Genomic DNA, 18584 nt, shown 5'->3' with positions numbered 1-18584 from the left:
AGATTGGCGAAAGGCGCGCCGCCCAGAATCCTTGCCAAAGCGGGACCTGCGCGTCTGGACAAGCTCCCCGCGGTTGGTCAGGCTTGCGCGGTTCGACCGCGCCGCGGTCGGATAGCAAACGCCATGGCTTCCAGGACAGCGAACATGAGCAATGTGCAGCAGGAAACCTTCGAGATCATCGCCAAGCAGGCAAAGATCGAACTCGACACCATCAAGCCCGAGTCCACGCTCAAGGACCTGGGCGTCGCCTCGCTCGATGCGATCGAAGTGATCTTCGACATCGAAGAACACTTCGGCATCAACCTCCCCAACGAGGACACGGATTTCGACAACGGCACCGTGAGCCACCTGGTGGAGGCGATCGAGCGCCAGCTCGCCGCCAAGAAGAACGACTGAAACCCTCCATGCAACGTCTCGTCATCACCGGCATGGGCGCCATCTGTGCGCTCGGTAACGACGCAGCCTCGGTCTGGCAGGCCATGACCGCGGGCCGCACAGGTATCGCCCCCGTCTCCCGCGTCGATCCCGAGCGTGTGCGCGCGGCAGGTGTGGTGGCCGAGGTGAAGGGCTTCGACCCGACCCGGCATTTCGACGAGGCCAAGCTCACCCAGCTGGACCTGGCCACGCAGTACGCCCTGGTCGCCGCGAAGGAAGCGATCACCCAGGCGGGGATTTCGTTCGAGGGCGAACGCGCCTCGCGCACGGCGGTGGTGATCGGCAGCGGCGTCGCCGGCGAAGCGACGCGCGACACGCAGTACCACAGGATCTACGCCGAGAAGGCGCAACGCGTCCATCCGCTAGGCATCATTCGCATGATGATGAACGCGCCGGCCAGCCAGATCAGCATGGCGCACGGCATCACCGGCCCGGCTTTCGTGGTGGCGAGCGCCTGCGCGTCGTCGAACCACGCCTTCGCACAAGCCGCGATGATGATCCGTTCCGGCCTGGTCGATGCCGCCGTGGTCGGCGGCACCGAAGCATGCCTCAACCTGGGCACCCTGCTCGCCTGGGAAGCGATGCGCGTGCTGGCGCCGGATACCTGCCGGCCCTTCAGCAAGGGTCGCCGCGGCATCGTGCTCGGCGAGGGCTCGGCGATGTTCGTGGTGGAAACGCTGGAACAGGCGCAGGCGCGTGGCGCGACCATCCTCGCCGAGCTGGCAGGCGCCGGCATGAGCTCGGATGCGGGCGATATCGCCGCTCCGTCCGAGATAGGCGCGGCCGCCGCCATCGCCAACGCATTGCAGAACAGCGGCATGTCCCCTTCCGAGGTGGACTATGTCAGCGCCCACGGCACCGGCACCCTGGCCAACGACAGCACCGAAACAGCGGCCTTGCACCGCGTATTCGGCGAACATGCGCGCGCGCTCGCGATCTCCTCCACCAAGCCGATGCACGGCCACGCGCTCGGCGCTTCCGGCGCACTGGAACTGATCGCCGTGATCGGTGCCCTGCGCGATAGCATCGTGCCGCCGACGCTGGCTTACCTCGAACCCGATCCGGCCTGCGACCTGGACTACGTTCCGCTCCAGGCGCGACGGATGCCGGTGCATGCGGCGATCAGCAACTCCTTCGCCTTCGGCGGCCTCAACGCGGTGGTGGCGCTGCGCCGCGCGCCGTAAGGCAACGCTAGAGAGCCATACCGCGGCTGTACGCAAGTTTCTGCGCGGCCTCAGGTTCATTTCCGCGCAAGCCTCGCTGCGTAGGGTGAAGTCACCGTGCAGCGGGCACGGCTTCATCCGAGGGTTCGATCATGTCGAAGAAGCTTCTTTCCACCGCGCTGGTGCTGGGCGTGTTCGCGTTGCCGGTTTCCTATGCGTTCGCGCAGCACGGCGGCGGCGGCCATGGCGGTTCCATGCACTCCATGCCGACGGCGCCGACGACGCACATGGATCGTGATGCGCACGGCGATGCCGTCTCCCAGGCCGCCGCCGATGCGCGCGCCAGCGACACCAAGGTCGGCACCGCGGTAAGCGATGTCGCCAACGACAAGAACAAGGGCAAGCACGAAGCGAAGGGCCACGCCAAGAGCCACGGCCACTGAACGTCGATCGAGGCCAGGGACGGCCTCTTCCAGGCTCAGGTCAGCAGCGGCAACAGCTGCTCCCGGCTCAGGCGAGCGATCGGCAGATCTCCTGGCGCCGCCGGATCGACCCAGCACAACGCTTCGATTTCCGCCCGCGCCTCATACGGCCCTTCGGCCGCCACTTCGTACACCACCGCTTCCACTACGCAGCCCGGCTCGTTCGCGGCCGGTGCGCTGAAGCATCCGAGCAGGCGGGCGCCATCGCGCCGCATCGCGCAACCCAGTTCTTCTTCCAGTTCGCGCTCGAGCGTATGCAGATCGTCGCGATCATGCGCATCGCGCTTGCCACCCGGCTGCTGGAATACCTCGGCGCCACGCTTGCGCACCAGCAGCACGCGACCCGCCGCATCGCGGATCACCGCGGCGACGATCTCTATGTGATGTATCCGCTCGCCGCCGCTCACAGCCGCGAGAATGCCCAGGACTGCATGCGTCCGTCCTTGTATGGCATCACGCCATGGAACGGACGCGGATCGCTATCGAACACCAGCGGCAGGAAGTGACGGTCGCCCTCCCACATCGGCAACTCCATCAACCGCTCCAGCTCGACCCACTCCAGCGTGCCTTCGTGATTGGACGTCAACGGCGTGCCGCTGTAGCGATCGATCACGAAGATGAAACCGAGCCAGTCCTCGCCATGCTTGCCGAAGCCCGGCCAGTTGAGCGTGCCGCGCAGCTGCATCGACTCGCAGGCGATGCCGGCTTCTTCCTGGATCTCGCGCCGCATGCACGCGGCAATGTCCTCGCCGGGCTCCATCTTGCCGCCCAGGCCGTTGTACTTGCCCAGATGCTGATCGTCGTGGCGCGCATTGCGGTGAATCATCAGCACCCGGCGGCGATCGGGAGACAGCACATAGCCGAGCGTGGCAACGATAGGCGTGTAGGGCATGATCCGGCACGGGCGAAAAAAAGGCAGTTTACGCGCAGCGCTCCGTCGCCGCAGCGCCCGGGCTTGCGTCCGGGGCGCCGGGCCGGCGACCATCGTCGCATGACGGTGTCCGTGGCCCCACGCCTCTCCTGCCGCCGGCCGCTGGGCTGGCTGGCGGCGCTGTCCCTGCTCGCCGCCGCCAGCGGCTGCGCGCGGCAGGCGCAGGCGGTGGACAGCGATGATGTGGTGTTCGAAAGTCAGACCTTCCGCGTCGTCACCGTGGATCTGCAGCGCGAGCCGCTTAGCCTGCACTGGAAAGATCCCGAGAGCGGCCAGCCCTACGGCACCATCGAGACGCTGCGCCAATGGGGCATGGCGCATGACCGCCGCCTCCTGTTCGCCGCCAACGCGGGCATCTACGACCGCCAGTACGCGCCGCTGGGCATGTATGTGGAGAACGGCCGCACGCTGGTTCCGCTGAATCTGATCAGGGGCAATCCGGCCGCGGGCAATTTCTCGCTGCCGCCCAATGGCGTCTTCGCGATCTATCCGGACGGCCACGCCGCAGTGCGCACCAGCACCGACTTCAAGGCCGATGCCAAACCTGCGCAATGGGCCACGCAATCCGGACCGATGCTGCTGGTGGACGGCCAGATCAACGAGCGTTTCGTCGACGATTCGTCCAGCCTGAAATGGCGCAGCGGGGTATGCGCGAAGACGCCACACAAAGTGGTCTTCGCGGTCAGCGAATCGCCGGTGAACTTCCATACCTTCGCACGCCTGTTCCGCGACCAGCTCGGCTGCCGCGACGCGCTGTACCTGGACGGCACGATCTCGCAGTTCTACGTGGACGGCAGCGGCTACGCCGGCGCGCCCACCTTCATGGTCAAGCCCTACGCGGGCATCTTCGCGGTGTTCACTGCCGACAAGCCCTGATCCCTGGCGCCCCGCGTCCGCGCCTTCGCCGGTCCGCACCGCTACACTCGGCACTCACCGTCATGGAGGTCAGCCGCCCGATGCCCCGTGCCCGACGCTTCCGCTGGCTGCGCGCCCTGCTGCTGTCACTGCTCATCCTCGTGCTCGGCGTGCTGGCCGCCGCGTGGTTCCTGCTGGCCGGCGGCCGCGCGAAACTCGACGGCGAAGTCGCCGCCCACCAACTGCGCGACAGCGTGAGCATCGCCCGCGACGAACTGGGCACCGCCACCATCCAGGGCAAGAGCCGCGACGACGTGACTTTCGCGCTGGGCTATGTGCACGCGCAGGAACGGTTCTTCCCGATGGACCTGATGCGCCGCGTCGCCGCCGGCGAACTGGCCGAACTGGTCGGCGCCGCCGCGGCGGATACCGACGAAGCCCATCGTCGCCATCGCCTGCGCGCCACCGCCGAGGCCGCGCTGGCCCGGCTGCCGCCAGCAGACCGGCACACGCTGGAGCTGTATGCCGCCGGCGTGAATCGCGGCCTCGCCGATCTGCGCGTCAAGCCGTGGGAATATTTTCTGCTGGGCACGCAACCGCAACCGTGGCGGCCGGAAGACAGCTTTCTGGTCATCGGCGCGATGTATCTGGATCTCAACGGCGACGGCCAGAACCAGCGCGAGCTGGCCACGGCGCAGATGCGCTCGGTGCTGCCCAAGCTGCTGGTGGATTTCCTGCTCGCGCCCGACCCGGACTGGGAAGCGCCACTGAAAGGCGATCTATCCAGACCGCCGGTGATTCCCGGTCCGGACGTGTTCGACCTGCGCGACCGGCCGGTGACTTCCCGCGCCAATGCTGCGGCGCTCGCCGCACTGCTTCCGGCGCTGGACGACGCGCGGCCGGGCAGCAACAACTTCGCCGTGGCCGGACGCCTCACCGAGAACGGCGCGGCTATTCTCGCCAATGACATGCACCTGGGCCTGCGCGTGCCGGACATCTGGTTCCGTACGCGGCTGCGCTACGCCGAACCGGCCGCGCCGAACGGGCAGCGTGACGCCAGCGGCGTCACCCTGCCCGGCACGCCCGCGCTGGTCGCCGGCTCCAATGGCCAGGTGGCCTGGGGCTTCACCAACAGCTACGGCGATTGGCTGGACTGGGTGCGCGTGCAGCGCGATCCCAAGGACGCCTCGCGCTACAAGGTGCCCGAGGGCTGGGCCACGCTGCAGACGCACGAAGAGGCCATCCGCATCAAGGACGCGGCCAGCCGCACCATCAAGGTGGAAGACACGCGCTGGGGCCCGATCCTCGCCCAGGACGCCGACGGCACGCCGCTGGCGCTGGCCTGGATCGGCGACCTGCCGCGCGCCTACAACCTCGGCGTGATGCAGCTGGAGCACGCCGCCAGCGCCAACGCCGCGCTGAATCTGGCGCCATCGATGGGCATGCCGCCGCAGAATCTGCTGACCGCCGACAGCGCCGGCAATATCGGCTGGACCATCACGGGCAACAGCATCCCGTTGCGCCAGGGGTTCGACCCGCAACTGCCGGCGGACTGGTCCGAACCGGGTACCGGCTGGACGGGCTGGGCCACGCCCGCGCAATACCCGCGCATCGAGAATCCCGCCGATGGGCGCCTGTGGACCGCCAACAACCGTACCGTAGATGGCGCCGACCTGGCCTTGCTCGGCGAGGGCGGCCACGACGTCGGCGCCCGCGCGCAGCAGATCCGCGATGGCCTGCGCACGCGCAACAGCTTCGCGCCCGGCAACCTGCTCGATATCCAGCTCGACCATCGCGCCCTGTTCCTGGTGCGCTGGCAGCGCCTGCTGCAGGACACGCTGGCCGGTGCCGACGAGCCCGCCCTGGCCCAGCTGCGCCAGCTCACTGCGAGCTGGCGCGGACGTGCCGCGGCTGACAGCGTGGATTACCGCCTGGTGCGCGCGTTCCGCGAGAAGGTGCACGAGGCGGTGCTGGCGCCGTTCGCCGCCGCGGTGATCGAGCAGCACAAGGATTTCGCCTGGCCGCGCCCCGGCAACATGGAGGCGGCGGTCTGGACGCTGCTGCGCGATCGCCCGCCGCATCTGCTCGATCCGCGCTACGCCGATTGGAATGCGCTGCTGCTCGACGCCGCGCGCCAGGTCGCCGACGAACTGGGTGCGCCACCGGGCGGACTGGCCGCGCGCCGCTGGGGCGAGGTCAACCGCACGAGCATCCGGCATCCGCTGTCGCGCGCACTGCCTGCCTTCGCGGGCCGTTGGCTGGACATGCCGGACGAACCGCTGGCCGGCGACGACAACATGCCGCGCGTCGCGCGCCCCGGCTTCGGCGCCTCCGAACGCCTAGACGTGATGCCTGGACACGAGGCACAGAGCATCCTGCATTTGCCTGGCGGACAGAGCGACAACCCCTTGTCGCCCTTCTACGGCAGCGGACAGGCAGACTGGGTAAACGGTCGGCCGACGCCGCTGCTGCCAGGTCCGGACCGCTACATGCTCACGTTGAAGCCGGCCAAGAGCGGCTGAGCGGCGCTACCATCCGGCCCGGTTCGGAAGGTTCGCTTGGAATCGCCGGATTTTCGCGCGAGAACGCCGCCGCTGTTGCGATAAAGGTATTCAACCGTACCCGTTCGATGATGGGATTGAACGACGCGCCGCCCGCGGCGTGGTTTACCAACATCCGCAAAGGAGAACGACATGCAACGCAATCCGCACCGCCACTCCATCCAGGCCGCCGCCCTGCGCTTCGCTTACGCCGGCGCCTTCGCCGCGCTGCTGGCGGTGGGTCCGGCCCGGGCGCAGCAGATGCCCTCGCTGGACAGCGCCATTTCGGTGGCCACGCGCTGGGCCGCGCAAGCCGATGCCAACCAGGCTGACGCCATGTGGCAGGCAAGCAGCCCGGTCATGCAGAAGAGCGTGAGCAAGGCCGACTGGAGCAAGTACCTCGATGGCGTGAAGAAGCAGCTCGGCGCCACGCAGGGCCGCGACTGGGTGCAGGTCGGCCGGGTGGAGAATCCGCAGGGCCTGCCCGCCGGTCAGTACATCAACGTGGTGTTCGTGGCCAAGCATGCCAATGCGCCGGCGGTGGAAACCGTTTCGCTGACGCAGGCGGGCAGCAGCTGGGTGCCGGTGGGCTACATCGTGCGTCCGGTACAGCAACAGCAGCAGCCGGCGGCGGCCGGTACACCGGCCGCGCCACCGGCGAAGCCGGCCAAGTAAGCCTTGCCGCCGGTAACGAAAAGAGCCGCCCGAAGGCGGCTCTTTTTTTGCTCGTGTCCGGCGACGTTCAGCCGCCGGCGCCAAGCGCCTGCGGCAAGCCCGGCACGTACTCCTCGCCGTGCGGCACGGTGGCGCTGGAGTCTTTGAGCGCGCCGCCGATCGGTTCCACGCGCCCACTCAGGCACTTGCCCAGGAACTGCTCGGCCACCGCATTGAACGCGATGCTGTTCTCCGGCCGCGCGAAGCCATGGCCCTCGTCGGGAAAAAGCACATAGGTGACCGGGATGTCCTTGGCCTGCATCGCCTTCACGATCTGGTCCGACTCGGCCTGATTCACGCGCGGATCGTTGGCGCCCTGCCCGATCAACAGCGGCCGCTTGATCGCATCGGCCTTGAACAACGGCGAACGCTCGTGCAGCAGCTTGCGGCCATCTTCAGTGGTGGGGTCGCCCATGCGCTTGTAGAACTGCTGCTTGCCGGCTTCCCAGTACGGCGGGATGGTTTTCAGCAAGGTGGCCAGGTTGGACGGGCCCACGATATCGACGCCGCAGGCGAAGGTATCGGGCGTGAAGGTGAGGCCCGCCAGGGTGGCGTAGCCGCCGTACGAGCCACCCATGATGGCCACCTTGCCGGCTTCGGTGATGCGGTTCTTCACCGCCCACTGCACGGCGTCGATCAGGTCGTCGTGCATCTTGCGGCCCCACTGCAGGTCGCCCGCGGAGATGTACTTCTTGCCGAAGCCGGTGGAGCCTCGGTAATTCACCGACAGCACCGCGTAGCCGCGGTTGGCCAGCCACTGGTGGTAGCTGTTGTAGCCATAGGTATCGCGCGCCCACGGCCCGCCGTGCACGAACAGCACCAGCGGCAACGGCTTGTCGGGACGCCCCGGATGCGCCCTGTCGCTGCCGGCGGGCAAGGTGAGGTACGACACCTCGGTCAGACCGTCGCGCGTGCGGATCTCTTCCGGATACATCGGCGACAGCGTCGCGCTCTCCAGTTCCGGCCGGCTGACGAACAGCTGGGTGAGCTTTTTCGCCTTGCGGTCGTACAGATAGGTGGCGCTCGGCTTGACCACGGGATCGACCGTCACCGTCCAGGCATCGTCAGCATCCGTGCGCGAGGTGATGCCGAAGTTGCCCTTGAGTTGCCGCGCGAGGAAATCCAGATCGCCCTTCACCGCCGGATCCAATGCGACCCATTCCGGCTTGAGGTATTGCACGGAGTAAGCCTGCACCTTGCCGGTCGCCGGATCGGTGAGCGTCTGGTCGATATCGGCCTTGGCGTTCTGCGCCAGCACGGTAGTCCCGCCGCTGGCGACGTCCTGTGCGATCAGCGCCGCGGTATCGCGGCCGCGCGAATCGAGCCAATAGAGCGTCTTGCCGTCGACGGTGAAGCCGGCGGGCCCCGTCGTCAACGAATCGTCCAGCCCGACGCTGGCGAACGGCTTGGCGTCGACCTTGCCTTGCTCCATGCGGTAGTAGTCGGTGCCGCCATCGGGACGGGACTTCTCCGCCAGGCGCAGCACCAGGTTGTCGTCGGCGGTGAAGCCGGCGTACTCGCCCTTGTTCTCGAACACCTCCGTGAGCTTGCCGCTCTTCAGGTCCAGGCTATAGACGTCATGCCAGCGCGGATCGCGGTTGTTCACACCGATCAGGATGCGGTCCTTGATGTGCTCGCTGGTGCCGACGATCTGCACTCGCGTCTTCTGGAACGGCGTCAGCGACCGCGGTTCGCCGCCCTGCACGTCGACCTTGTAGAGCAGGAAGTTCTCGTCGCCGCCGTGGTCGTTGACGTACAGCACGGAGGACGAATCCGGCGCCCAGAAATACTGGCGGATCGGGCGCTGCTTCTCCGCAGTGAGCGTCTTGGCCTTGGCCGGATCGCCGACCGGCGCCACCCAGACATTGAGCACGCCGTCGCGCGGTGCAATCCAGGCCAGCCACTGGCCGTCGGGACTGAGCTTGCCAGCGACGCGACTGGGATTGCCGAACAGCTTGGCGCGTTCGATCAGCGGAGCGCTGGAAATGGCGACGTCATCCGCCCACGCGACGGCGGACAGACCGGCGGCCGCGATGGCCGCGACGAGCAACAGCTTGCGCATACCTTCCTCCTTGTGTACGAGCTCATGGTGCTTGCTTGGTGCAGGCAAAACGCACTTCGGTGTTGCACGCGGCGCGATAGCCGCGAACGTCCGGGCCCGAATCGCGAGCGCTCAGCCCAGCAAGCGCTCGCAGATGGCCTGGTAAAGCGACGGCAGCCGCTCGAGGTCCGCGACGGCGACGCACTCGTCCACTTTGTGGATGGTCGCGTTGACCGGCCCCAGCTCGACCACTTCCGCGCCGAGCGGCGCGATGAAACGGCCATCCGACGTGCCGCCGCCGGTGCTCTGTTCCGGCTCCACGCCGCACAGATCGCGGCAGACGGCCACCACCGCGCTGCGCAGCGAACCGCCGGAGGGGCTCAGAAACGGCTCGCCGGAGAGATTCCACTCGATCCGGTAATCCACGCCGTGCCGCGCAAGAATCGCCTCGACGCGCGCGCGCAGATCGTCCGCTCGGCTCGCGGTGCTGTAGCGAAAATTGATCAGCGCAGTGAGCGTGCCCGGGATCACATTGGTGGCACCGGTACCCGCGTTGAGGTTGGAGACCTGGAACGACGTGGGCGGAAAATCCGCGTTGCCGTCGTCCCAGCGCTCGGCGGCCAGCGCGGCCAGCGCAGGCGCGAAGGCATGGATCGGGTTCTTCGCCTTCTCCGGATAGGCCACATGCCCTTGCACACCGTGCACTGTCAGCGTGGCCGACAGCGAGCCGCGGCGGCCCACGCGGATCAGGTCGCCCAGGCGCGTCTTCGACGAAGGTTCACCCACCACGCACCAATCGATGCGCTCGCCGATCGCGCGGAAATGTTCGGCCACCTTGCGCACGCCATCGAGATTGGTCGGCCCTTCTTCGTCGCTGGTCATCAGGAAACCCACGCGGCCGCGATGATCCGGATGCGCGGCAACGAACGCCTCCAGCGCCACGGCCATCGCCGCCACCGATCCCTTCATGTCCGCCGCGCCGCGGCCGTAGAGGTGGCCGTCGCGCATCGAGGGCTCAAATGGATCGCTGCGCCAGCTTTCCACCGGTCCCGTGGGCACCACGTCGGTATGACCAAGGAAGACCAGCAACGGACCGCCTTGGCCATGCGTGGCCCACAGATTGTCCACCTCGCCGTAGCGCAGGTGCTCCACATTGAAGCCCACGCGCGCCAGACGCTCCGCCAGCAGCGCCTGGCAGCCCGCATCGTCGGGCGTGACCGAGCGGCGGCGGATCAGGTCGGCGGTGAGATCGAAGACGGCGGACATGCGGTTCCCTGGTGGAAAAGCTTGGACGAGGAGATGCGGCACGGACTTCGGCGGACGTATCCGCCGCTTCGTGCCGTCGAAGCTAACCGATCAGCGCACCGCCGATCACGTGTCCAACGGCATAGGTAATCGAAGCGGCTGCCGCGGTGATGCCCAGCTGCCGCGCGATCGAGAACACCACGCTGCGGCCGGTGAACAACGACGTGCCGATACCGATCAGCGCCAGCGCAAATGCAGTCGCCGCCACGCTGCCGAACATCGCCGCGCCGCCGCCCAGGAACAGATAGGGCGCGACCGGAAACGCGGCGCCCAGCGCGAACATGCAGAACGAGGAGATGGCGGCGCTGTAGGCCGAACCGCCCAGGTCCTCCGGATCGATGCCGAGATCTTCGCGCACCAGCGTGTCGAGCGCCGCGCGGGGCGTTTCCGACAGGCGTGCGGCCACCGTGTCGGCGACCTTCGTCTCGAGGCCTTTGTCGCGATAGATGCCGGCGATACTGCGCGCGCCATCTTCCGGTGCCACCGCCAGGCGCTCTGCGCGCATCGCGATCTGTGCCTGGTAGAACTCGCGCGAGCTGTTCACCGACAGCCACTCGCCCAGCGCCATCGAGCAGGCTCCCGCGACCAAGCCGGCGATGCCGGCCATCAGCACGGCCTTGTCGTTGCTGGCGGCGCCGGCCATGCCCATCACCAGGCTGACGTTGGAGACCAGTCCGTCGTTGGCACCGAGCACCGCGGCGCGCAGCGTGTTGCCGCTCTGTCCGCGCCGGCGGCGCTGGTCGCTGCGCGCTGGCGCGCCTTCCGCGAAATGATTGCGCAGCTCCTTGCGGTCGACCGAGGGTTCCACGTGATCGGCATGCTCGAGGCGCATCACGGTAGGCATGACGAAGTCGGTACCGAAACGGCGCGCGAACCAGGTGAGCACGCGCACGCGAAGACCAACGTCATGTGATGGAACCGAGACGTTCATGGCGCGCAGCTGCGATTCCCAGAACGCGGCATTCGCCGTCTCCGCCACCGCGATGCGCCGGTAGGCGCGGCGCTTGCGTTCGTCGCCGGCCAGATCGGCCAGGCGCTCGTACAGCGCGGCGTTGTCCCGCTCGATCCGCAGGTTGGCGAGGAACCGTCGCGCGCTGCGCTCGCTCACGCCGGTTCCATCTCGTTCTGCCCGAGGTAGATCAGCGCCCCCAGCAACAAGGCCACCAGCCGGAACGAAGTCTCGATGCCGTTCCACTGCGAGGACATCCACATGCCGAACCATTCGCCACCGATCGCCATGAACCCGACCAGCCATAGCAGCACGCCCAGGCTCAGGCCCGCAATCGCCAACCCTTTCGCCCGCCCGAACAGCGCCGCTGGCGCGCGGCGGCGCAGCCACATACGCCAGGCGCCCGCCCACAGCAGCGCGGCGATGGCCACCTGGGTGGCGATGATCGATGCATAGGCCGCGTGCTGCAGCCATGGTGCGGTGATGGCGCGGTAGCGGATCGTCGCGCCGGGGAAGATCGTGTCCATCGCCAGCACATGCCGCACGAAGGCGAAATTGCTGCCGTAGTCGGTGAGGTTGCCGAAAGCTACCAGGCTCACCAGCAGGGCGAGCCCGGCCACCAGCAGCATCTTCGACAGGCGCAGCGGCATGTCAGCGTGCGAACAGCTTCTTGAAGCCGTTGTCGGTGAAGCCGACGCTCACCGTGCCGTCCGCCTGCACCACTACCGGACGGCGGACCAGCGCCGGGTATTCCTTCAACAGCAAGGTCCACTCCGGATCGCTGCCGGGGTTCTTGCGCTGCGGCAGCAGATTGCGCCACGTCGTGCCGGCCTTGTTGATCAGCTTCTCCCAGCCGCCGAGCTGGCGCGCCCAGTCCTTCAGCGTCTCAGGCGGCACCGGGTTGGCGCGATAGTCGACGAAGCTGTGCTCCACCTCGAACCGGTTGAGCCAGTTGCGCGCTTTTTTGCAGGTATCGCAATGGGGCAGGCCGTAAAGCGTAAGGCTCATTCGGCGCTCCGCAGCAGTTCGTTGATGCCGGTCTTGCTGCGCGTCTTCTCGTCCACCTGCTTGACGATGATCGCGGCATACAGGCTGTGCGAGCCGTCCTTGGCCGGCAGGCTGCCGGCTACCACCACGCTGCCGGCCGGCACGCGCCCGTAGCTGATCTCGCCGGTGGCGCGGTTGTAGATGCGCGTGGACTGGCCTAGGAACACACCCATGCCGATCACGCTGCCCTTCTCCACCACCACGCCTTCGACGACTTCAGAACGCGCGCCGATGAAGCAGTTGTCTTCGATGATGGTGGGGTTGGCCTGCAGCGGCTCGAGCACGCCGCCGATGCCGACGCCGCCGGAGAGATGCACGTTGGCGCCGATCTGCGCACAGGAACCCACGGTGGCCCACGTGTCGACCATGGTGCCGGTACCGACGTAGGCGCCGATGTTGACGTAGCTGGGCATCAGCACGGCGTCCCTGGCCACGTGAGCGCCGCGGCGCACCAGCGCCCCGGGCACGACGCGCGCGCCCAGGCCCTGCAGCTCGGCATCGTTGCCGTGCGCGAAACGCAGCGGCACCTTGTCGAAGGCCAGCGCGGAACCGCCATCCATCACGCGATTGCCGTTGATGCGGAAGTACAACAGCACCGCTTTCTTGATCCACTGGTTCACCGTCCAGCCGCCCTTGCCGTCCGGCTCGGCCACGCGGCGCTCGCCGGATTCGAGCAGGTCGATGACCTGTTCCACGGCGGGACGCAGGTGCGTGTCGATGTCTGACTGGGTGAGGTCGTTGCGGCGCTCGAAGGCGTCGTTGATCAGGGATTCGATGCTTTGCATGGCGTGCCGTCAGCTAAAGGGAAACAACCTGGGCATGCTAGCGGGATTGGTCGTGGCCGGCGAGCCTGATTTGGCCGTCCGTCCGGCCCGGCCGACCCTACCCTAGCCCGCGCGCCTGGCCGCACCCAGACGCTCCAGCAGCGCGTGCAGCAAGCGATCCTGCTGCACCACGCCCAGCGGTGCATTGCGGCGGTCGCTGATCAGGAAGAAGTCCTCCACGCGCTCGCCGAAGGTGGCAATGCGCGCATCGTGCACGCGCACCTCCGCATCCACCATCGCCTGCGACACGGCGGCCAGCAGGCCGGGGCGGTCGCTGCACACCAGCGCGAGCCGGGTGCGATCGCCGGCGGCGCTGAAGGCGATCTTGGGCGCGACCTGAAAGTGCTTCAGATGGCGCGACATGTTCCGGCGCGAAGGCTGGTGCGTATGGCCGGGCTGCGACAGCGCGCGCAGCATGCGCTGCTTGAGTTCTTCCGCGCGCTCCGCACTGGCCGGCTGCTGGCTGTCTGACTCCAGCAGCAGGAACGTATCCAGCGCCATGCCATTGCGGCTGTTGAGAATGCGCGCCTCCATCACCGAGAAATGCAATCGGTCGAGCATGGCGGTCACAGCGGCGAACAAACCATCGCGGTCGGGCGTGTAGACGAACAGTTCCGTGGTGCCGCGCACCGACTGCGGATGCACTTCGACCAACGGCGTGGCGCCACCGGAGCGCAGGATCGCGGCGGTCTGCCACGCGATCTGCTCGGGACGGTGGCGCAGGAAACTCTGCTCGGGAAAATCGTGCCAGACGCGCTGGCACGCGTCCTCGGCGAAACCTTCCGCGAGCAGCAGAGCGAGCGCCGCATCGCGGCATTCGCGCACGCGGGCGGCGGCGTCGCGGGGCAATTCGTCGTCGCTGGCCAGCGCGTAGCGAGTGGCGGTGTAGAGATCGGCCAGCAGGCGATCCTTCCACGCGTTCCACAGCTTGGGACTGGTGCCGATGATGTCCGCGATGGTGAGCAGATACAGCAGGTCCAGGCGTTCGCGCTCGCCCACCGCCTCGGCGAAGCGCTGCACGACCTCCGGATCGGTGATGTCCTGTCGCTGCGCGGTCACGCTCATCAGCAGATGCCAGCGCACCAGCCATGCGACCAGCTCGATGTCTTCCGCCGGCAGGCCCAGGCGCAGGCAGAAAGCGCGCGCGTCCTCTTCGCCCAGCACGGAATGGTCGCCACCACGCCCTTTCGCGATGTCATGGAACAACGCCGCGAGCAGCAGGCGTTCGGGTTTCTCCAGCGTGGGCCAGATGCCGCAGGCCACCGGGAATTCCTGGCGCGCGCCCGGATCGGCGAAACGAGCGACGTTGCGCAGCACGCGCAGCGTGTGCTCGTCCACGGTATAGACATGGAACAGGTCGTATTGCATGCGCCCGAACACTTTGCCGAACGCCGGCAGCACGCATGCCAGCAGGCCGTGCCGGTTCATGCGCCACAGTGCCTCCACCGCCGGCGCGCCCAGGCGCAGCAGGCGCAGGAAGGCGGCCAGCACCTGCGGGTCGTCCGCCAGCGACGTGCCGAAGAACGCGGTGGCCTGGTGAATGCGCCGCATCGTTTCGGCGGTGAATCCCACGATGCCGGACTCGCCCAGGCGCAGGATGAAGACCTCGACCAGCGCGGCGGGGCGCCGCACGAAGAGGTCCGGATCGCGCACCGCGATGCGAGAGCCGTAGCGCAGGAAATCCTCGCCCACCGGCCGCGGCTCCGCCGGCGGCTCGAGCATTTCCTCGAAACGCTCGGCGATCTGCACGCCCAGGCGCTCCACCTGGCTGGCGGCGCGGTAATAGCCCTGCATGAATTGCTCGACGCCCAGGTTCTTCTCGTGTTCGTCGCGAAAACCCAGGCATGCCGCGAGCGCACGCTGGTAATCGAACAGCAGGCGTTCCTCGGCCCGGCCCGCTTCCAGGTGCAGCGCGAAGCGGTAGCGGCGCAGCGTGGCCTCGGCCTCTTCCAGCGTGGCGCGCTCGGCCGGATCGAGCAGACCTTCGTGAACCATGTCCTCGAAGTCATCGGCATGTGCAAGGCGGCGCCCGAGCCAGCGCAGCGAATCGAGCGTGCGCAGGCCGCCAGGGCCGTCCTTGAGGTTCGGCTCGAGGTTATAGGCGGTGTCGTGGTAGCGCGCGTGGCGGGTATCTCGCTCGGCCAGGCGCACGGCCAGATAGGCCGCCGGCGGCCACAGGGCCGGATCGTCGACGATGGCTTGCAGGCGCGGCTCCAGCGCCGGGTCCCCGGCCAGCCGTCGCGCGTCGAGCAGGCTGGTGAACACGCTGGCGTCGTGCTCGGCCAAGGCCCGGCATTGGGCCAGATCGCGCACGGCGTGGCCGACCTTCAGGCCGATATCCCACAGCGTGGCAAAGCACTGCTCCAGGGCGCGCAGGCGCGACGGGTCCGAAGGCCCGACCAGAACCAGCAGGTCGACATCCGAGAAGGGAAACAGCAACCCGCGCCCGAAGCCGCCGACCGCGAACAGCGCCGCGTCGTTCACCTCGCCGAGGCAGGCCGTCCATACGTGAACCACGATGCGCTGCACCGATTCGCTGCGTCGGCGCGCCAGCGCCGTGGCATCCGCGCCGTCGCGGAAAGCGGTGGCGAGAGCGCGGTCGACGTCGCCCAGCAGCTGGCGCAATGCCTGGCGTGCCTCGCGCGAGACACCCGAGCGGGGCACCGCAACGGGCAGGCGGGGCAAGGCGGGAAGGCGAATGGGAGAAGGCGTATCGGTCACGCGGAACACCGGCGAAGGAACGGAGCCGAAGCGCCTACGATAACAAGCGGACGAGCGAAAAAACGGTCCGCCCGGCAGCCCCGGGTGGACCGCCACTGCTTACAGCGGTTCAGCCGTGCACTGGGCCATCGACGAGGCCGAACCCACGAATTGGTAGTTGGCGTCGGTCACGGTCACCGAGGCCTGGATACGGCCGGGGCGCTTCGGGCAATAGAACATGCAGGTGGTCTTGTCGGTGCAGTTCTGCGGATAGATGGCATCCGTCCCGTTGCTATTGAACGACCACGCGTAGTGCAGCGGCGGCTGGGCGCCCGCGTTGGACACGGAAACCTCGCACAGATCGCTGCCGGAACAATCCAGCGTCACCGAAGCAGTCTGGGCATGGGCGGGAGCCGGCGACGACGCCAGGCCGGCGGCGAACGAAACGGCAACAAGCACGTTCACGAATTTGCGCACTTTCACTACCCTCCGTTGGTTTTCACGATCACCCCGAGGTGCGGAGGGTGGCATGAGCCCCGCGCCGCGATGTCCAGGCAGCGTGAAACACGCAGAGGCCAGCTCTTAGAGGTCCGGCCAGGGTGTGAGTATCTCGAAGCCGTCGTCGGTCACGGCGATGGTGTGCTCCCACTGAGCGGACAGCGAGTGGTCCTTGGTCACCACCGTCCAGCCGTCAGGCAGCTGCCGCGTCTGAGGCTTGCCGGCGTTGATCATGGGCTCGACCGTGAAGGTCATGCCCTGCTTCAGCTCCAATCCTGCGCCGGGCTTGCCGTAGTGCAGGACCTGAGGCTCGTCGTGGTAGACCTTGCCGATGCCATGACCGCAATACTCGCGCACCACCGAGAAGCCGGCGGCCTCGGCATGCTTCTGGATGGCATGGCCGACATCGCCCAGCGTGGCGCCGGGGCGCACGGTCTGGATGCCCAGCATCATGGCCTCATGGGCGGTATCGACCAGTCGCCTGGCCAGCACCGAAGGCGTGCCCACGAAATACATGCGGCTGGTATCGCCATGCCAGCCGTCCTTGATGACGGTGACGTCGAGATTGATGATGTCGCCGTCCTTGAGCACCTTGCCCGGGCTGGGGATGCCGTGGCAGATGACGTGGTTGACCGAGGTGCACAGGGTCTTGGGGAACCCGTTGTAGCCCACATTGGCCGGAACGGCCTTCTGCACGTTCACGATGTGCTCGTAGGCGAGACGGTCCAGATCCTCGGTGGTGACGCCCGGCTTCACGTGCTCCTTGAGCATGGCCAGCACTTCGGCGGCCAGCTTGCCTGCCTCACGCATGGCTTGGATGTCGGCGGGGGTTTTCAGGGTAACGGCCATAGGTCCACTCACATGGCGCCGCAAGCCCCCGGGTTCAACCGAACCGGCCGGCTTGCCGCAGTGCCGGCGCGCCGGCTATAATTTTGGAGTTTTGCTGCCGCCAACGGGCTCTACCTAGAGCGTTTTTTCAACGGCCGCAAAGCGAAAAGAGATTGTAACCGCGCTGCGGCATGATCACTTAAGTCCTTGATCGGACAAGTCAACGCCACACACGCATCGGCACCGCCTTCGGGGTGCCGCGGCCCCGCCGGGACCGCGGTCGAAGCCGGGGATGCGTGGAGGTCCCAACCCCCGGGCCACACGAAAAGGCCCAATGAAGGAGTTATTCCCATGGCACAAGTCACCATGCGCCAGATGCTTGAAGCTGGTGTGCATTTCGGTCACCAGACCCGCTACTGGAACCCCAAGATGGCGCCGTACATCTTCGGTGCCCGCGGCAAGATCCACATCATCAATCTGGAAAAGACCCTCCCCCTCTTCACCGACGCGATGAACTTCCTGTCGGGCGTGGCGCAGAAGCGCGGCACCGTGCTGTTCGTCGGCACCAAGCGCTCGGCCCGCGAAGCCCTGGCCGAGGAAGCCGGTCGCGCCGGCATGCCGTTCGTGACCGCCCGCTGGCTCGGCGGCATGCTGACCAACTTCCGCACCGTCAAGCAGTCGGTTGCCCGCCTGAAGGAGCTGGAAGCGGCCGAGACCGACGGCAGCTTCGACCGCCTGGTCAAGCACGAAGTGCTGGCCCGCCGCCGCGAGCGCGAGAAGCTCGAGAACTCGCTGGGCGGCATCAAGGATATGAACCGCCTGCCTGACGCGCTGTTCGTGGTGGACATCGGCCACGAAGACATCGCCGTGCAGGAAGCCAAGAAGCTCGGCATCCCGGTGGTCGCGGTCGTCGACACCAACTACAACCCCGAGCTGGTGGACTACGCCATCCCGGGCAACGACGACGCGATCCGCGCGATCCAGCTGTACGCCCGCGCCGCCGCCGACTCGATCCTCGAAGGCCGCGCAGCCGCTCCGGCCGCCGCCCAGGGCGACGCCAACGACTTCGTCGAGCTCGACGAGGAAGGCAACCCGGTCGCCAAGGACGAGCGCAAGGCCGCTCCGGCGCGCCGTGACAACCGTGGCCCGGCCCGCAAGGGCGCTGGCGCTGGCGCCGGTCGTCGTGACGGTGGTCGCGGTGGCCGTGGCCGCCAGAGCGACGAGGCGGACGGCGAGTAAGCCTTCCCCGTCCCGGCCCTTCGCGGGCCGGGA

Annotated in this window: 18 protein-coding genes; 7 read left to right on the top strand and 11 right to left on the bottom strand. The window is 67.5% G+C overall.

Features of this window, described 5'->3' with window-relative positions; genetic code table 11:
- Window positions 1-144 precede the first annotated feature (144 nt).
- The 3 genes from ACNR9O_RS03535 (at window position 145) to ACNR9O_RS03525 (ending at window position 2041) form a co-directional block, all read left to right on the top strand.
- On the top strand, window positions 145-396 hold the full coding sequence (locus ACNR9O_RS03535) for an acyl carrier protein (RefSeq protein WP_473682826.1): 252 nt from the start codon (window positions 145-147) through the stop codon (window positions 394-396).
- 8 nt (window positions 397-404) lie between these two features.
- A complete protein-coding gene (locus tag ACNR9O_RS03530; protein WP_473682828.1) occupies window positions 405-1619 on the top strand; it encodes a beta-ketoacyl-[acyl-carrier-protein] synthase family protein in 1215 nt (404 codons plus the stop codon).
- A gap of 131 nt (window positions 1620-1750) precedes the next feature.
- A complete protein-coding gene (locus ACNR9O_RS03525) occupies window positions 1751-2041 on the top strand; it encodes a hypothetical protein (RefSeq protein WP_473682830.1) in 291 nt (96 codons plus the stop codon).
- A gap of 35 nt (window positions 2042-2076) precedes the next feature.
- On the opposite strand, the gene ACNR9O_RS03520 is transcribed toward ACNR9O_RS03525, so the two are convergent.
- On the bottom strand, window positions 2077-2487 hold the full coding sequence (locus tag ACNR9O_RS03520) for an NUDIX hydrolase (RefSeq protein ID WP_473682832.1): 411 nt from the start codon (window positions 2485-2487) through the stop codon (window positions 2077-2079).
- Window positions 2484-2972 carry an NUDIX hydrolase gene (locus ACNR9O_RS03515; protein WP_473682834.1) on the bottom strand — a complete coding sequence of 163 codons (489 nt, stop codon included), beginning with the start codon at window positions 2970-2972 and terminating at the stop codon, window positions 2484-2486. The genes ACNR9O_RS03520 and ACNR9O_RS03515 overlap by 4 nt, the downstream gene beginning before the upstream one ends.
- Window positions 2973-3071: 99 nt before the next feature.
- On the opposite strand from ACNR9O_RS03515, the gene ACNR9O_RS03510 reads away from it, so the two are divergent.
- The 3 genes from ACNR9O_RS03510 to ACNR9O_RS03500 all read left to right on the top strand — a co-directional run bounded on the left by ACNR9O_RS03510 (window position 3072) and on the right by ACNR9O_RS03500 (window position 7081).
- Window positions 3072-3887, top strand: a complete 816-nt coding sequence (locus tag ACNR9O_RS03510; RefSeq protein ID WP_473682836.1) for a phosphodiester glycosidase family protein — start codon at window positions 3072-3074, stop codon at window positions 3885-3887.
- Window positions 3888-3967: 80 nt separating this feature from the next.
- Window positions 3968-6388, top strand: a complete 2421-nt coding sequence (locus tag ACNR9O_RS03505; RefSeq protein ID WP_473682838.1) for a penicillin acylase family protein — start codon at window positions 3968-3970, stop codon at window positions 6386-6388.
- A 171-nt stretch (window positions 6389-6559) separates the two neighbouring features.
- Entirely contained in the window at window positions 6560-7081 is a 522-nt protein-coding gene (locus tag ACNR9O_RS03500) for a DUF4019 domain-containing protein (RefSeq protein ID WP_473682840.1), read from the top strand.
- 67 nt (window positions 7082-7148) lie between these two features.
- Here ACNR9O_RS03500 and ACNR9O_RS03495 read toward each other — a convergent pair whose 3' ends face one another.
- From ACNR9O_RS03495 to map, 9 genes are all read right to left on the bottom strand, one after another.
- Complete coding sequence (locus ACNR9O_RS03495; protein ID WP_473682842.1) at window positions 7149-9182, bottom strand: S9 family peptidase; 2034 nt, start codon at window positions 9180-9182, stop codon at window positions 7149-7151.
- Between the two features lie 111 nt (window positions 9183-9293).
- Window positions 9294-10427, bottom strand: coding sequence for a succinyl-diaminopimelate desuccinylase (dapE, locus tag ACNR9O_RS03490; protein ID WP_473682844.1), 1134 nt, complete (start codon window positions 10425-10427; stop codon window positions 9294-9296).
- Between the two features lie 82 nt (window positions 10428-10509).
- Window positions 10510-11574 carry a VIT1/CCC1 transporter family protein gene (locus ACNR9O_RS03485; RefSeq protein WP_473682846.1) on the bottom strand — a complete coding sequence of 355 codons (1065 nt, stop codon included), beginning with the start codon at window positions 11572-11574 and terminating at the stop codon, window positions 10510-10512.
- Entirely contained in the window at window positions 11571-12065 is a 495-nt protein-coding gene (locus tag ACNR9O_RS03480; protein ID WP_473682848.1) for a DUF2165 family protein, read from the bottom strand. The genes ACNR9O_RS03485 and ACNR9O_RS03480 overlap by 4 nt, the downstream gene beginning before the upstream one ends.
- Window position 12066: 1 nt before the next feature.
- Window positions 12067-12423, bottom strand: coding sequence for a Spx/MgsR family RNA polymerase-binding regulatory protein (locus ACNR9O_RS03475; protein WP_473682849.1), 357 nt, complete (start codon window positions 12421-12423; stop codon window positions 12067-12069).
- The gene (dapD, locus tag ACNR9O_RS03470) at window positions 12420-13247 is read right to left on the bottom strand and encodes a 2,3,4,5-tetrahydropyridine-2,6-dicarboxylate N-succinyltransferase (RefSeq protein ID WP_473682851.1); all 828 of its coding nucleotides are present in this window, start codon (window positions 13245-13247) and stop codon (window positions 12420-12422) included. Before dapD ends, ACNR9O_RS03475 begins: the two co-directional genes overlap by 4 nt.
- A 102-nt stretch (window positions 13248-13349) precedes the next feature.
- Window positions 13350-16007, bottom strand: a complete 2658-nt coding sequence (gene glnD, locus ACNR9O_RS03465; RefSeq protein ID WP_473682853.1) for a [protein-PII] uridylyltransferase — start codon at window positions 16005-16007, stop codon at window positions 13350-13352.
- A gap of 99 nt (window positions 16008-16106) precedes the next feature.
- On the bottom strand, window positions 16107-16469 hold the full coding sequence (locus ACNR9O_RS03460) for a hypothetical protein (protein ID WP_473682855.1): 363 nt from the start codon (window positions 16467-16469) through the stop codon (window positions 16107-16109).
- Window positions 16470-16568: 99 nt separating this feature from the next.
- Entirely contained in the window at window positions 16569-17333 is a 765-nt protein-coding gene (map, locus tag ACNR9O_RS03455; RefSeq protein ID WP_473682856.1) for a type I methionyl aminopeptidase, read from the bottom strand.
- A gap of 330 nt (window positions 17334-17663) precedes the next feature.
- Between map and rpsB the strand changes: the two genes are divergently transcribed.
- A complete protein-coding gene (rpsB, locus tag ACNR9O_RS03450; protein ID WP_473682858.1) occupies window positions 17664-18551 on the top strand; it encodes a 30S ribosomal protein S2 in 888 nt (295 codons plus the stop codon).
- The last annotated feature ends 33 nt before the right edge of the window (window positions 18552-18584 follow it).

Source organism: Dyella sp. CR10, assembly GCF_055814425.1.
The sequence above is the reverse complement of the archived record's forward strand: the minus strand, read 5'-3'. Positions and strand labels throughout refer to the sequence as shown.